This is a genomic window from Providencia sp. PROV114 (assembly GCF_032704305.1).
GTDB classification, from domain to species: domain Bacteria; phylum Pseudomonadota; class Gammaproteobacteria; order Enterobacterales; family Enterobacteriaceae; genus Providencia; species Providencia rettgeri.
In genome coordinates this window covers 353,482-366,775 of record NZ_CP120528.1, presented here as the reverse complement: position 1 = coordinate 366,775, position 13,294 = coordinate 353,482, and the positions used below count along the sequence as shown (strand labels likewise).

18 protein-coding genes are annotated in these 13,294 nt (G+C 43.2%); 1 reads left to right on the top strand and 17 read right to left on the bottom strand.

Translation table 11 applies throughout. The annotated features are described in order from the left end of the window. Positions 1-328: 328 nt before the first annotated feature. The 15 genes from rplL to fkpA all read right to left on the bottom strand — a co-directional run bounded on the left by rplL (position 329) and on the right by fkpA (position 11,854). Entirely contained in the window at positions 329-694 is a 366-nt protein-coding gene (rplL, locus tag P3L37_RS01660; RefSeq protein WP_004265879.1) for a 50S ribosomal protein L7/L12, read from the bottom strand. Positions 695-754: 60 nt separating this feature from the next. After that, entirely contained in the window at positions 755-1,252 is a 498-nt protein-coding gene (gene rplJ, locus P3L37_RS01655; RefSeq protein ID WP_004264381.1) for a 50S ribosomal protein L10, read from the bottom strand. A gap of 325 nt (positions 1,253-1,577) precedes the next feature. Further along, entirely contained in the window at positions 1,578-2,279 is a 702-nt protein-coding gene (gene rplA, locus P3L37_RS01650) for a 50S ribosomal protein L1 (RefSeq protein ID WP_004265881.1), read from the bottom strand. 4 nt (positions 2,280-2,283) lie between these two features. Further along, on the bottom strand, positions 2,284-2,712 hold the full coding sequence (gene rplK / locus P3L37_RS01645) for a 50S ribosomal protein L11 (RefSeq protein ID WP_004264379.1): 429 nt from the start codon (positions 2,710-2,712) through the stop codon (positions 2,284-2,286). A gap of 158 nt (positions 2,713-2,870) precedes the next feature. Then, on the bottom strand, positions 2,871-3,416 hold the full coding sequence (gene nusG / locus P3L37_RS01640) for a transcription termination/antitermination protein NusG (RefSeq protein WP_004264378.1): 546 nt from the start codon (positions 3,414-3,416) through the stop codon (positions 2,871-2,873). Further along, positions 3,417-3,803: a preprotein translocase subunit SecE gene (secE, locus tag P3L37_RS01635; RefSeq protein WP_004265885.1), complete on the bottom strand. Its 387-nt coding sequence runs from the start codon at positions 3,801-3,803 to the stop codon at positions 3,417-3,419. It abuts the gene before it with no gap. A 617-nt stretch (positions 3,804-4,420) separates the two neighbouring features. Next, positions 4,421-5,605: an elongation factor Tu gene (tuf, locus tag P3L37_RS01630; RefSeq protein WP_004264373.1), complete on the bottom strand. Its 1,185-nt coding sequence runs from the start codon at positions 5,603-5,605 to the stop codon at positions 4,421-4,423. Between the two features lie 77 nt (positions 5,606-5,682). Beyond that, a complete protein-coding gene (fusA, locus tag P3L37_RS01625) occupies positions 5,683-7,809 on the bottom strand; it encodes an elongation factor G (RefSeq protein WP_109912909.1) in 2,127 nt (708 codons plus the stop codon). A gap of 89 nt (positions 7,810-7,898) precedes the next feature. After that, complete coding sequence (gene rpsG / locus P3L37_RS01620) at positions 7,899-8,369, bottom strand: 30S ribosomal protein S7 (protein ID WP_004262486.1); 471 nt, start codon at positions 8,367-8,369, stop codon at positions 7,899-7,901. A gap of 97 nt (positions 8,370-8,466) precedes the next feature. After that, complete coding sequence (gene rpsL / locus P3L37_RS01615) at positions 8,467-8,841, bottom strand: 30S ribosomal protein S12 (RefSeq protein WP_004265905.1); 375 nt, start codon at positions 8,839-8,841, stop codon at positions 8,467-8,469. 136 nt (positions 8,842-8,977) lie between these two features. Beyond that, positions 8,978-9,265, bottom strand: coding sequence for a sulfurtransferase complex subunit TusB (gene tusB / locus P3L37_RS01610; protein ID WP_004265906.1), 288 nt, complete (start codon positions 9,263-9,265; stop codon positions 8,978-8,980). Between the two features lie 57 nt (positions 9,266-9,322). Next, entirely contained in the window at positions 9,323-9,682 is a 360-nt protein-coding gene (gene tusC / locus P3L37_RS01605; protein WP_109912908.1) for a sulfurtransferase complex subunit TusC, read from the bottom strand. A 24-nt stretch (positions 9,683-9,706) separates the two neighbouring features. Next, entirely contained in the window at positions 9,707-10,111 is a 405-nt protein-coding gene (gene tusD, locus P3L37_RS01600; protein ID WP_272667477.1) for a sulfurtransferase complex subunit TusD, read from the bottom strand. Beyond that, positions 10,108-10,812, bottom strand: a complete 705-nt coding sequence (locus tag P3L37_RS01595) for a transcriptional regulator (protein WP_004262503.1) — start codon at positions 10,810-10,812, stop codon at positions 10,108-10,110. The genes tusD and P3L37_RS01595 overlap by 4 nt, the downstream gene beginning before the upstream one ends. A 298-nt stretch (positions 10,813-11,110) precedes the next feature. Then, a complete protein-coding gene (fkpA, locus tag P3L37_RS01590; RefSeq protein WP_004262506.1) occupies positions 11,111-11,854 on the bottom strand; it encodes an FKBP-type peptidyl-prolyl cis-trans isomerase in 744 nt (247 codons plus the stop codon). 246 nt (positions 11,855-12,100) lie between these two features. Between fkpA and P3L37_RS01585 the strand changes: the two genes are divergently transcribed. Continuing rightward, on the top strand, positions 12,101-12,322 hold the full coding sequence (locus P3L37_RS01585) for a SlyX family protein (protein WP_004262507.1): 222 nt from the start codon (positions 12,101-12,103) through the stop codon (positions 12,320-12,322). Between the two features lie 80 nt (positions 12,323-12,402). On the opposite strand, the gene slyD is transcribed toward P3L37_RS01585, so the two are convergent. Together slyD and P3L37_RS01575 are read right to left on the bottom strand one after the other, a co-directional pair. Beyond that, entirely contained in the window at positions 12,403-13,002 is a 600-nt protein-coding gene (slyD, locus tag P3L37_RS01580; RefSeq protein ID WP_004265922.1) for a peptidylprolyl isomerase, read from the bottom strand. Positions 13,003-13,088: 86 nt separating this feature from the next. After that, positions 13,089-13,292 (bottom strand): YheV family putative zinc ribbon protein, encoded by a 204-nt coding sequence (locus P3L37_RS01575; protein ID WP_004265924.1) that lies wholly within the window; start codon positions 13,290-13,292, stop codon positions 13,089-13,091. Between the last annotated feature and the right edge of the window lie 2 nt (positions 13,293-13,294).

The following is a 13,294-nucleotide window of genomic DNA, read 5'->3' as shown; positions in this document are numbered from 1 at the left end:
AGTGGTTAGCTCTTAGTTTAAGAGACTGAACCGCAACGCGTTTTTATATAAGAAACGGAAAATGAATACTTTCCTTAATACTCATTGCTATTACTCTTAAATCATTTCATTGCGTTGCCATTGCTACCGAGCTACCCGAGCGGGTCGTAGCGAAGAACACAGTATATTAAGTCGTCAATAGAAAGAAGTATTGGAGGGTTGTTGTTAACATTAAAACTGCGTGAAAAGCTGTTAACACCCATCACGCCTTACAGCGCAAAAAGGCTGGTGATTAAAAAATCACCAGCCGTCAGCCTAATTAGATCAGGCTGCGTTCTTGAAGTTGAACTTATTTAAGTTCAACAGAAGCGCCTGCTTCTTCAAGAGATTTTTTCAGAGCTTCAGCTTCGTCTTTGCTTGCAGCTTCTTTAATAGTAGCTGGAGCAGATTCTACCATGTCTTTAGCTTCTTTCAGGCCAAGACCGGTTGCACCACGAACTGCTTTGATAACTGCAACTTTGTTACCGCCAACAGCTGACAGTACAACGTCGAATTCAGTTTTTTCTTCAGCAGCTTCAGCAGGACCCGCAGCAACAGCAACAGCAGCAGCAGCAGAAACGCCGAATTTTTCTTCCATCATAGTAATCAGTTCAACAACGTCCATTACAGACATTTCTGCAACTGCATCAAGGATTTGGTCTTTAGTGATAGACATAACAAGTGTTCCTAAAATTCAGAAATAGTTTATACGTTAAAAAGCAACGAAGGAAAGGGCTTATGCAGCTTCTTTCTGATCGCGCAGAGCAGCCAGAGTACGAACCAATTTGCCTGCAGCGGCTTCTTTCATGGTTGACATCAGGCGTGCGATTGCTTCATCGTAAGTTGGGAGAGTTGCCAGACGATCGATATCTTTCGCTTGGATTAACTCACCTTCAAAGGCCGCAGCTTTAATCTCAAATGCTGGATTCGCTTTCGCGAACTCTTTGAACAGACGAGCGCCAGCGCCCGGGTGTTCGTTAGAGAAAGCAATTAAGGTTGGACCGACAAACACGTCTTTCAGTACGTCATAAGAAGTACCTTCAACAGCACGGCGGATCAGTGTGTTACGAACAACACGGATATAAACGCCAGCTTCGCGACCTGCTTTACGCAGTTCAGTCATTTTTGCTACAGTTACGCCGCGTGAATCAGCAACAACTGCAGAAAGCGCGCCTTTGGCTACTTCGCTGACTTCAGCAACAATCGCTTGTTTGTCTTGAAGATTTAGTGCCATTAGCTTCTTGCTCCTGGATTAACCGGGAAACCCCGGGACTCACATCACTCAAACACAACATTATGTAAGAGCGCTAAAACACGGTGAGCAGAATAGAAATCCAGAATTAAATTCTAGGTATCTCTGTCACCGTCTACGCAGGTAAATTAAGCAGCGGTTAGACTACACCTGCGGTCTTGGACGGGGTCTGGAAAGGCCAGACTCCATACCGAAATTTGTGGTTTGTTGAGTATATTGCTATACCCAACAAACTCAAGGCGTCAAATTTTATACAAATTTGACGCAAAGGTAAAGCCTAATTACCAATTAGCCGAAGCTATAGCAATTAAACTGTCGCTGACAGACCAGCTTGGTCAACAGCAACACCTGCACCCATAGTGGTAGACAGGCTAACTTTCTTGATGAAAACACCTTTAGCAGAAGCTGGTTTTGCTTTTTTCAGCGCGATCAGCAGTGCTTCTAAGTTTTCTTTCAGTTTGTTAGTGTCGAAATCAACTTTACCGATAGTGGTGTGGATGATTCCGTTTTTGTCATTACGGTAACGAACCTGACCTGCTTTAGCATTGTTAACTGCTTCAGCAACGTTTGGAGTTACAGTACCAACTTTCGGGTTTGGCATCAGACCACGTGGGCCCAGAACTTGACCTAATTGGCCAACAACGCGCATTGCATCTGGAGAAGCAATAACAACGTCAAAGTCCATTTCACCAGCTTTGATTTTATCAGCCAGATCTTCCATACCTACCAGTTCAGCGCCTGCAGCTTTAGCAGCTTCAGCGTTTGCGCCTTGTGCGAACACAGCAACGCGAACTGAACGGCCAGTACCGTGTGGCAGTACAGTTGCACCGCGAACGTTTTGGTCAGATTTACGAGCATCGATGCCCAGGTTGATAGCTACGTCAACGCTTTCTACGAATTTAGCAGTTGCTAATTCTTTCAGCAGTGCAACGGCTTCGTTGATGTCGTACTGTTTAGTTGCATCAACTTTTTCACGGATATTGCGCATGCGCTTAGTCAGTTTAGCCATTGTCTTAGTCCTCCACTACCAGGCCCATGGAACGAGCAGTACCTTCAATTGAACGCATCATTGCGTCAACATCAGCACCAGTCATGTCCGCAGCTTTAGTTTCAGCGATTTCGCGAATCTGAGCAGAGGTCACTTTACCAACTTTATCTTTGTTAGGCTTGCCTGAACCAGACTTAACGCCAGCTGCTTTTTTCAGCAGAACTGCTGCAGGTGGAGTTTTGGTAACGAAAGTGAAAGAACGGTCTGCGTAAACAGTAATAACAACAGGAATTGGTAAACCTTTTTCCAGGCTGTCTGTTTTTGCGTTGAACGCTTTACAGAATTCCATGATGTTAACACCTTGTTGACCCAGAGCTGGACCAACTGGTGGACTTGGGTTCGCCATACCAGCTGCAACTTGCAGCTTAACGTAGGCTTGAACTTTCTTAGCCATGATATTTCCTCTAGATGGGTGATAGCGCCTTACAATTTGCAAGGCTCCCCGTTACATTAAACATGTCCCGCACATTAATTTGCGCCGAACATAAAAACAAAAGGCGCGAAATTGTAGTCAAATTTCACGCCTTTTGCAAGTCAGTTTTGTCGCTTAGATTAGGCTTTTTCTACCTGACCAAAATCCAATTCGACTGGAGTTGCGCGACCGAAGATAGAAACAGAGACTTTTAAGCGGCTCTTTTCATAGTCAATTTCTTCAACAACACCGTTAAAGTCAGCAAATGGACCTTCGCTAACACGAACCATTTCACCTGGTTCAAACAGTGTTTTCGGACGTGGTTTATCACCAACTTGTTGTAAGCGGTTCATGATAGCGTCAACTTCTTTATCGCTAATTGGCGCTGGACGATCTGACGTTCCGCCAATGAACCCCATTACACGCGGTACACTACGCACTAAGTGCCAAGAGTCATCGTTCATGACCATTTGGACCAAGACATAGCCTGGGAAGAATTTACGTTCACTCTTACGGCGCTGACCGCTACGGATTTCAACAACTTCTTCTGTTGGAACCATAACTTCGCCAAAAGAATCTTCCATAGCATGTAATTTGATATGTTCACGTAAAGATTGTGCTACGCGACCTTCAAAACCAGAGAATGCCTGAATGACATACCAGCGCTTTTTAGGTGAATCGGACATTTAGAATAACCTCAGGCTTGTAATAAATGAAACTAAACGCACCAGGATACCATCTAGTCCCCACAGTATTAAAGACATTACAGCCGTTACTGCAGCAACAATTAAAGTAGTTTGCAATGTTTCCTGGCGAGTAGGCCAAATGACTTTTCTCATCTCGACGCGAGCTTCGCGTGCAAACGCCAGTGTTGCTTTACCTTTTGTAGTCCATAAAGCGACAGCACCTGCAATAGCGACAACAGCCACAACTGCAAATGCACGCAGCGCGAGATTATATTGACGGAAGTAATAATTGCCAACAATAGCAATTATTAATAAGGCACAGACAATGACCCACTTGAAGATGTCTGCACTGCGTCCACTTCCTTGAGCTTCGCTATTCGCACTCATAATTCAACCTGTTACCATGAAGTATGTACATAGCCTGCTTGCTTACAAAGGTAAAACAACCAAGCCAAACCAATAGAATATGCCAACATATCCCTCAATTACTACAAACTAAGCCTGCAAAATTTGATAGGGATATCAATAACATCACCTGCGATCTAAAAGTAATTAGCCTTGTTAATGGAGGTAATTAGCGTTATTCGTTCTGCAAACACAACAAGTTGCAGTAACATTTTATTTCGCAAGTACTACTTGTATGTCAGTACTATCACTTTACAAGTGCTACCCATTTCACAAGTGCTATTCCATTTTGCAGGAATTTCAGCATGCTCAGCAAATTTTTTAACTACACCAATAAGAAAATGACTTTCTTTTTGTGGCAGCGGTAAAATATACCATATCTTCCGAGCAAAACCTTAATAAATCTCATATAACTGCGCAAAGGAGCCCGCACAGTTATCAATTCGTTGTTTCAGAGCCTATCTCACCAATAATTATACAAATGATTGATGAGATAGGTTCTTAATTTTGCAACGTCTGAATTTTGCAATGTATAAAAAGGACGTCTATTAGACGCCCTTTTTTACTAAGTGGTTCTTTCTTATTCAGAAAGAGCGGTATTATGCAATAATTTTTGCAACAACACCCGCACCTACAGTACGGCCACCTTCACGGATTGCGAAACGTAAACCGTCGTCCATCGCGATTGGGTGGATCAGGGTAACGATCATGTTGATGTTATCACCTGGCATTACCATCTCTACGCCTTCTGGCAGTTCGATAGTACCGGTTACGTCAGTTGTACGGAAGTAGAACTGTGGACGGTAACCTTTGAAGAATGGAGTGTGACGACCACCTTCATCTTTGCTCAGAATATAAACTTCTGATTCGAATTTAGTGTGTGGCTTGATTGAACCTGGTTTTGCCAGTACTTGACCACGTTGAATTTCTTCACGTTTAGTACCACGCAGCAGAACACCTACGTTCTCACCCGCACGACCTTCGTCCAGCAGTTTACGGAACATTTCAACGCCAGTACAAGTTGTTTTAACCGTGTCTTGAATACCAACGATTTCAACTTCTTCACCAACTTTGATGATACCACGCTCAACACGGCCTGTTACTACTGTACCACGACCTGAGATTGAGAATACGTCTTCGATTGGCAGCAGGAATGGCTTGTCAATTGCACGCTCTGGCTCTGGAATGTAAGTATCCAGGTGGCCTGCTAATTCAACAATTTTCGCTTCCCACTCTGGGTTGCCTTCCAGCGCTTTCAGAGCTGAACCACGAACAACTGGAGTGTCGTCGCCTGGGAAATCGTATTGAGACAGAAGTTCACGAACTTCCATTTCAACTAATTCTAACAGCTCTTCGTCGTCTACCATGTCACATTTGTTCAGGAACACGATGATGTAAGGAACACCAACCTGGCGACCTAACAGGATGTGTTCACGAGTTTGTGGCATTGGGCCATCAGTCGCAGCAACAACCAGGATTGCACCGTCCATCTGTGCAGCACCAGTGATCATGTTTTTAACATAGTCGGCGTGTCCTGGGCAGTCTACGTGTGCGTAGTGGCGAGTTGGAGTATCGTATTCTACGTGTGAAGTAGAGATAGTGATACCACGCGCTTTTTCTTCTGGTGCGTTATCGATTTGGTCGAATGCACGAGCAGAACCGCCGTAAGTTTTAGCCAGAACAGTAGTGATAGCTGCTGTCAGAGTAGTTTTACCGTGGTCAACGTGGCCGATAGTACCAACGTTAACGTGCGGTTTTGAACGTTCAAATTTTTCTTTAGACACGACTCTATTCCTTATGGAGTTCCCTCTTCACGATAAAGAAGGAACTTAAATTAAAGTTGTTAACCGATAAAAATCGATTATTTAGCGTTACGAGCTTCGATTACAGCTTGTGCAACGTTGTTTGGTGCTTCATTGTACTTCAGGAACTCCATAGAGTATGAAGCACGACCTTGTGTCTGAGAACGCAGGTCAGTAGCATAACCGAACATTTCTGACAATGGTACTTGTGCACGAACGACTTTACCAGTAGGCAGGTCATCCATACCTTCAATCATACCACGACGACGGTTCAGGTCACCAATAACATCACCCATGTAGTCTTCTGGTGTTTCCACTTCAACTTTCATGATTGGCTCAAGCAGAACTGGTTTAGCTTTTTTGAAGCCATCTTTAAACGCGATTGAAGCCGCAAGTTTAAACGCCAATTCAGAGGAGTCAACATCATGGTAAGAACCGAAATGTAAACGAACACCCATGTTAACAACCGGGTAACCAGCTAATGGACCAGATTTCAGCTGTTCTTGGATACCTTTGTCAACCGCAGGGATGTATTCAGTAGGAATTACACCACCTTTGATGTCGTTGGCAAATTCGTAATCCATTTGAACGCCGTCTTTATCGTTTTTGTTCAGTGGGAACATATCGATAACGACATGACCATACTGACCACGACCACCAGACTGTTTCGCGTGTTTACCTTCGATATCAGTCACTTTCATAGTGATTGCTTCACGGTAAGCAACTTGAGGTTTACCAACGTTCGCTTCAACTTTAAATTCGCGACGCATACGGTCAACCAGAACGTCCAAGTGCAATTCACCCATACCAGCGATGATAGTCTGATTAGTCTCTTCATCACTTGATACGCGGAATGATGGGTCTTCTTGAGCCAGACGGCCTAATGCGATACCCATTTTTTCTTGGTCAGCTTTAGTTTTTGGTTCGATTGCAACAGAGATTACTGGCTCTGGGAATTCCATACGCTCCAGGATGATTGGTGCATCAACCGCACATAAAGTATCACCTGTAGTTACGTCTTTCAGACCGATAGCCGCCGCGATGTCACCAGCGCGAACTTCTTTGATCTCTTCACGTTTGTTAGCGTGCATCTGTACGATACGGCCAAAACGTTCTTTCTTCGATTTCACTGCGTTCAGAACTGTGTCACCTGAGTTAACAACACCAGAGTAAACACGGAAGAACGTTAAGTTACCAACGAATGGGTCGGTTGCAATTTTAAATGCTAATGATGAGAATGGCTCATCATCACTTGCGTGACGCTCTGCAGGAGTGTCTTTACCGTCGTCCAGAATACCATTGATTGCAGGTACATCTGTTGGCGCAGGTAAGTAATCAACAACTGCATCCAGCATCGCCTGAACACCTTTGTTCTTAAATGCAGAACCACAGGTAACCAGAATAATTTCGCTTGCAAGAACACGTTGACGTAATGCAGATTTAATTTCTGCTTCGGTCAGTTCTTCACCGCCCAGATATTTTTCCATCAGTTCTTCTGATGCTTCTGCTGCGGTTTCGATCAGGTTGTTGTGCCACTCTTCAGCAGCTTCTTGCATGTTCGCAGGGATATCTTCGTATTCGAAGGTAACGCCCTGGTCTTCATCGCTCCACTTGATTGCTTTCATTTTCAGCAAGTCAACAACACCAGTGAACGACTCTTCTGCGCCAACTGGTAATTGCAGTGGAACTGCGTTAGCAGCTAAACGTGATTTTAATTGCTCAACAACACGTAAGAAGTTCGCACCCATACGGTCCATTTTGTTAACGAACGCGATACGTGGAACTTTATATTTGTTAGCCTGACGCCATACAGTTTCAGACTGTGGCTGAACACCACCAACCGCACAGTAAACCATTACTGCGCCATCAAGAACACGCATAGAACGTTCTACTTCGATGGTGAAGTCAACGTGTCCTGGGGTGTCGATGATATTGATACGGTGTGGCTCATACTGTTTTGCCATACCAGACCAGAATGCAGTAGTCGCTGCAGATGTGATAGTAATACCACGCTCTTGCTCCTGCTCCATCCAGTCCATTGTTGCAGAACCTTCGTGAGTTTCACCAATTTTATGGTTTACACCAGTATAGAACAGAATACGTTCAGAAGTTGTGGTTTTACCGGCGTCGATGTGTGCACTGATACCGATATTACGATAACGTGCTATGGGCGTTTGACGGGCCATTTTTTCCTCTCTCGTGGGCGTTCAATGCTTCATATAAAGGGTAGCAAATGGCTACCCTGAGATACATCACTAATGTGGGTAAGAAATAATTACCAACGGTAGTGTGCGAACGCCTTGTTAGCTTCTGCCATACGGTGAACGTCTTCACGTTTCTTAACAGCGGAACCTTTGTTCTCAGCAGCGTCTGATAATTCATTTGCCAGGCGAAGCGCCATAGATTTATCACCGCGTTTACGAGCAGCATCAACGATCCAACGCATTGCCAGGGCATTACGACGAACCGGGCGAACTTCAACTGGAACTTGGTAAGTTGAACCACCAACACGGCGGGATTTAACTTCCACAGTCGGACGCACGTTATCTAGTGCTAATTCGAATGCATCAAGTTCAGTTTTACCAGAACGCTGAGCAAGGGTTTCAAGTGCGTTATATACGATTGCTTCAGCAGTAGATTTTTTCCCGTCTACCATCAGGATATTTACAAACTTGGCCAGTAATTCTGATCCGAACTTAGGATCTGGAAGAATTTTACGTTGACCTATTACGCGACGACGTGGCATGGATATGACTCCGTTGTTAATTCAGGTTTGTCCAAAACTCTACGAGAGTATTTTGACATTAAGATTAAAATGTTTGGCCTTACTTAACGGAAATCCATTAAGCCTTAGGTTTTTTCGCGCCGTATTTAGAACGAGCTTGCTTACGGTCTTTAACACCAGAACAGTCCAGTGCGCCGCGAACGGTGTGATAACGCACACCTGGTAAGTCTTTAACACGACCACCACGGATAAGGATAACGGAGTGCTCCTGCAAGTTGTGGCCTTCACCACCGATGTAGGAAGAAACTTCGAAACCATTAGTTAAACGAACACGGCATACTTTACGTAATGCTGAGTTTGGTTTCTTAGGAGTGGTAGTATATACACGAGTACATACGCCACGTTTTTGCGGGCAAGCTTCCAGTGCTGGAACGTTGCTTTTAACAACTTTCGAGCTACGAGATTTGCGTACCAGCTGATTAATAGTTGCCATTATTAAAAAAGCTCCTGGTTTTATTGCTTCGTAAACACGGATTTTGACCTCGTTCGCCAACATGACGATACACGAGGACGCGAAATTTTATTGCTGACTGGCTCAGGTGTCAAGAAATATACAACTTTTAGTGCCTTTATATGGCAAAATGTTGTTTTTGGACTTCTGTTAGCTTCACAAAACCTTGATATGTGATTACAGAAACTGCGGTTGAGAGGGTATTTTGCAACCCGCGAGCATTGATGTCGGCATCCAAAGCGTACAACTGCGCACCTGTTTTTTGTAATGCAATAAGAAAAGGTGACTGTGCGACTGCCGCAACCACGCCATCTTGCATCAGTAAAACTACGTCTTCCGCCGTAATAAAGCCTAGCATCGCAGAAAAATCACATTTAAATGGAGATGTTGCTAATGTATACAGCATAGAAAAGATCCTACTATAGATCAAAACTTAACCCAAGCTCAAAATTCACACAACCGATCAAAAATTAAGCACCACATCACATTCAGCTATTCTCGCTCTGATCTCTTTCTTGTTGAGAATTGTTGGCGTCACGACCCATTTGGTATTTTCCCCTAACCCTCGTTCTTGTAACGAAGAGCTGCAGAGATAAATTTTTTCAATGTCATATAATGGCAATATTTTAAATGTTGCGATGTAATCCCGAGCAAGCACTTCAGCAGGGTGTTGGTTTGCCAGAAGCTGATAGACGCCATCAGAGAGAAAAAACACCTGAATGTCTTCTGTCAGTGCTGAAGTTGCTAATAATGCATCTAGCCCTTCTCGACCACTGGCATTTCCATGGGGCATGGTTGTAAAGACAAAAGCTATTTTTTTCACACGATACCTTGTATTGAGCTGTTCTTAGAATTGAATTGTCCGGTCTGTGGTTATCATCGCTTCCGCAAGGCTTCCTAACCCACTCATTATAAAGCCCTCAGCAAGGTTGGCCGTTGGAAGTGATAAACTTTGCGCTTGTTCTTGGTCAACAACCCCTCGGCGCAAAGCTGCAGAAACACAGATATGCATTTCACACCCTGATTGTTTTGCCAGTTCTTGCCAAGCTGAAACTAAATTGAATTCATCTGTTGCCGGCGAGGTAAGCTGATTCGCATTGAAAACACCTTCACGATAAAAAAATAATGTTTTCAATATATACCCTTCTTCAAGAAGGGCTTTTGCAAATTGATACGCACTCGCTGCTTGTTGTGTACCGTAAGCGGGACCTGTCACAACTAAGCAGTAGGTTAGCGAATTTGTATTACTCATTCACCGCTCTTGAATTGACGAATATATAAGTAAACCGTGTGTTTAGAAATATTCAGGCGGTCAGCTACTTGGTTGATGGCGTCTTTAATATCAAAAATACCTTTTTCGTATAAGTTAAGAACCACTTGCTTGTTTTTTGCGTTATTCGAGACATTACGATCACCACCCACTTCTTCAATCGTATATTCCAATGTTTGCGCGACAAGGTCATCAACTGAAGAGGCAAAGTTCACATCTGAAGTGACTTCTTGTTTAGTTTCTGGAACAAACGATTGAATAATTTCAGAGAACGGTACATCTAAGTTCATATTGATGCATAGTAAGCCAATCACACGTTGCTTACGGTTACGAATCGCAATAGTAACGGATTTCATTAAATCACCGCTTTTCGCTTTCGTAAAATAAGCCTTCGAGACATTCGATTCTTCGTCTGCCATATCGTGCAGCATTCTCAACGCTAGGTCTGTAATCGGTGAGCCGATTTTACGCCCAGTGTGCTGACCATTTGCGATTCTGACTGCAGAGCAGTTTAGGTCTTCTAAAGAATGAAGAACAATTTCACAGTGCCCACCGATTAGCATTGCCAGACCATCCACAGCAGCTTCATATGATTTTAAAATCTCATGGTCTGTCTCAGAAAAGGGCTGGTTATCCAATATGTTAATATCGCTGAGGTCGTGTGATTGTATAGAATCAGACATTTCAACATCATCCTTCTAATGTAAAAACTCATCCTGTTGACTAAAAAGGCGTTCATTATTCGACTATTTGGCCTTCATTACTTTGTTCGTAGCCAACAATTGTGATGATAAAAAATAAAATAGAGTCTTCTGAAGTTAAAACTCCACGGCGTTGCCGTCAAGCGAATGAATGCAAGACAGTCTGTTTTATCACAAGTTTTAAACAATTTGAGAATTTTTTTTGATGAGAAATACAAAAAAGCCCAACGCATGAATGTGTTGGGCTTCAAAATACACTTAACTAATGCTTAGTGAATCATTATTTAGCAGCAGGTTTGATATCTAATAATTCAACATCAAAGACTAATGTTGAATTTGCAGGGATACCTGGCACGCCATTTTCACCATAAGCTAACTCAGCAGGGATCACTAACTGCATTTTGCCGCCTTTTTTCAGGTTAACTAAACCTTCAGTCCAGCCTTTAATCACTGAATTTAATGGGATAGTCAGTGGCTCGTTACGTGAATATGAGCTATCGAATTCAGTGCCATCAATCAGAGAACCTTTATAATGAACGACTACAGTTTCGTCTGCTTTAGGTTTTGCACCTGTACCGTCTTTTTCAATTTTGTACAGCAGGCCTGATTTGGTTTTTACAACGCCTTTTTCTTTCGCGTATTTTTCGCGGTACTCAGCACCTTTTTTCTCATTGTTGGCTGATTCTTCTTTCATTTTTTTGTCGGCAGCTTCTTTGACTTGACCTTCAAACTGACGCAATGTTTCCTCAACTTCTGCATCGGTCATTTTGCTTTTGCCGTTAAATGCATCTTGGACACCAGCAAGTAATTGGGCTTTGTCCAAGTTAATACCAATTGTTTTTTGCTCTTCTAAAGAATTCTGCATGTAGCGACCTAAAGACGCACCCAGTGCATACGCATTACGCTCTTCTGCGTTTTTGAATGCGCTGCTTTGTGCTTTGGCTTCCGCTGCCATCACTTGCGGAGCAGCAAAAGTAAATGCTAGCGTAGTTGCTAAAAGGCTTGCCTTAAACAGTGATTTCATCCTAGTCTCCGATAACTTTTATTCGATTATATTCGAATAGCGAACTATTCGTTTTATGGGTAGGGCTCTTTAAGTTTAGACCCCGTTACCCCATTGAGTATTAAAAAAATATAATAACTACTGAGACCACATTAACAAAAAGTCGTTTCGTCGCCTATATCTTTAACTAAAACTTATCTATTGATTTGTAATGTTCAGTTATTATGATGGTTTAATTACGATATAAACGCTTAAGGAGAGTCGGATATGGACTCATCTGATACATTTGAACAACGCTTAGAACTTTTAGAAAGTAAAGTTGCCTTTCAAGAACTGGCGATTGAGCAACTTAACCAGGTTATTACTGACCAGCAAATGCAAATGAGCCGCCTTCAAGAACATTTACGCATTGTGGCTGAAAGACTGAAATCATCCCAAGATTCTCACTTAGCAAGGCCAGAAGAAGAAACACCGCCGCCACACTATTGATTTCAAAGATAAAACTCTTGATTTCAAATACAAAAAGGAAGCTTTCGCTTCCTTTTTTTTACAAACACTAATACGGAGTATTAGTGGCAGCCGCAGCCGCCTTGTTTGTGTCCGTGACCTTCGCCGCCACCGCAGCAACCGCCTTCTGAACCGTGGCTATGACCACCACCGCCACAGCAACCACCTTCGTGATCGTGATCATGGTCGTGACCGCCTGCACCATGGACGTGGCCATGTGCAATTTCTTCTTCTGTTGCTTCACGGATAGCCATGACTTCAACATTAAATTTCAGGTTTTGGCCTGCTAACATGTGGTTACCGTCAACGATAACTTCATCACCTTCAATGCCTGTGATTTCGACAGGAACTGGGCCCATGTCAGTGTCAGCTAAGAAACGCATACCCACTTCTAGCTCATCAACACCCATAAATACATCTTTAGGAACACGTTGAACTAAGTTGTCATCGTATTGGCCATATGCGTCGTCTGAAGCGACTTCAACATCGAAGTTTTCGCCCACAGAACGACCTTCTAATGCTTTTTCTAAACCTGAAATTAAAGACCCACGACCATGCAAATAGTCCATTGGTGCGCTTGCTGGTGATTCGTCAACTAAAACACCGTCTTCTGTTCTTACTTGATAAGCCAAGCTGACCACCAAGTCTTTTGCTACTTTCATGACATCTCCTACTACCCGTAAGGGAAAAATTTTTGCCAATTGTACCGAAAAACTATGATGATGTATTGAGAATTGACAAATTTCTATTATTCAGGTGTAAAAATTCCAATAACCTGCTCTTTTTGCCTAACATGACCAGTTGCTTCATCCCCTGCTTGGCGTTGTTGATCGCCGCAATTGACACACTCAACGACATCAATTTTATCTTCACGCCACATCATTAATGTGTCTTGTGACTTACACTTAGGGCAAATCGCCCCAGCAATAAAGCGTTTACGTATTGAAGCCATTT

What these genes read in the sequence shown, in the direction of transcription:
- rplL (WP_004265879.1), bottom strand. Translation starts at nt 694, where the DNA reads ATGTCTATCACTAAAGACCAAATCCTTGATGCAGTTGCAGAAATGTCT.
- rplJ (WP_004264381.1), bottom strand. Translation starts at nt 1,252, where the DNA reads ATGGCACTAAATCTTCAAGACAAACAAGCGATTGTTGCTGAAGTCAGC.
- rplA (WP_004265881.1), bottom strand. Translation starts at nt 2,279, where the DNA reads ATGGCTAAACTGACTAAGCGCATGCGCAATATCCGTGAAAAAGTTGAT.
- rplK (WP_004264379.1), bottom strand. Translation starts at nt 2,712, where the DNA reads ATGGCTAAGAAAGTTCAAGCCTACGTTAAGCTGCAAGTTGCAGCTGGT.
- nusG (WP_004264378.1), bottom strand. Translation starts at nt 3,416, where the DNA reads ATGTCCGATTCACCTAAAAAGCGCTGGTATGTCATTCAGGCATTCTCT.
- secE (WP_004265885.1), bottom strand. Translation starts at nt 3,803, where the DNA reads ATGAGTGCGAATAGCGAAGCTCAAGGAAGTGGACGCAGTGCAGACATC.
- fusA (WP_109912909.1), bottom strand. Translation starts at nt 7,809, where the DNA reads ATGGCCCGTCAAACGCCCATAGCACGTTATCGTAATATCGGTATCAGT.
- rpsG (WP_004262486.1), bottom strand. Translation starts at nt 8,369, where the DNA reads ATGCCACGTCGTCGCGTAATAGGTCAACGTAAAATTCTTCCAGATCCT.
- rpsL (WP_004265905.1), bottom strand. Translation starts at nt 8,841, where the DNA reads ATGGCAACTATTAATCAGCTGGTACGCAAATCTCGTAGCTCGAAAGTT.
- tusB (WP_004265906.1), bottom strand. Translation starts at nt 9,265, where the DNA reads ATGCTGTATACATTAGCAACATCTCCATTTAAATGTGATTTTTCTGCG.
- tusD (WP_272667477.1), bottom strand. Translation starts at nt 10,111, where the DNA reads ATGAGTAATACAAATTCGCTAACCTACTGCTTAGTTGTGACAGGTCCC.
- P3L37_RS01595 (WP_004262503.1), bottom strand. Translation starts at nt 10,812, where the DNA reads ATGTCTGATTCTATACAATCACACGACCTCAGCGATATTAACATATTG.
- fkpA (WP_004262506.1), bottom strand. Translation starts at nt 11,854, where the DNA reads ATGAAATCACTGTTTAAGGCAAGCCTTTTAGCAACTACGCTAGCATTT.
- P3L37_RS01585 (WP_004262507.1), top strand. Translation starts at nt 12,101, where the DNA reads ATGGACTCATCTGATACATTTGAACAACGCTTAGAACTTTTAGAAAGT.
- slyD (WP_004265922.1), bottom strand. Translation starts at nt 13,002, where the DNA reads ATGAAAGTAGCAAAAGACTTGGTGGTCAGCTTGGCTTATCAAGTAAGA.
- P3L37_RS01575 (WP_004265924.1), bottom strand. Translation starts at nt 13,292, where the DNA reads ATGGCTTCAATACGTAAACGCTTTATTGCTGGGGCGATTTGCCCTAAG.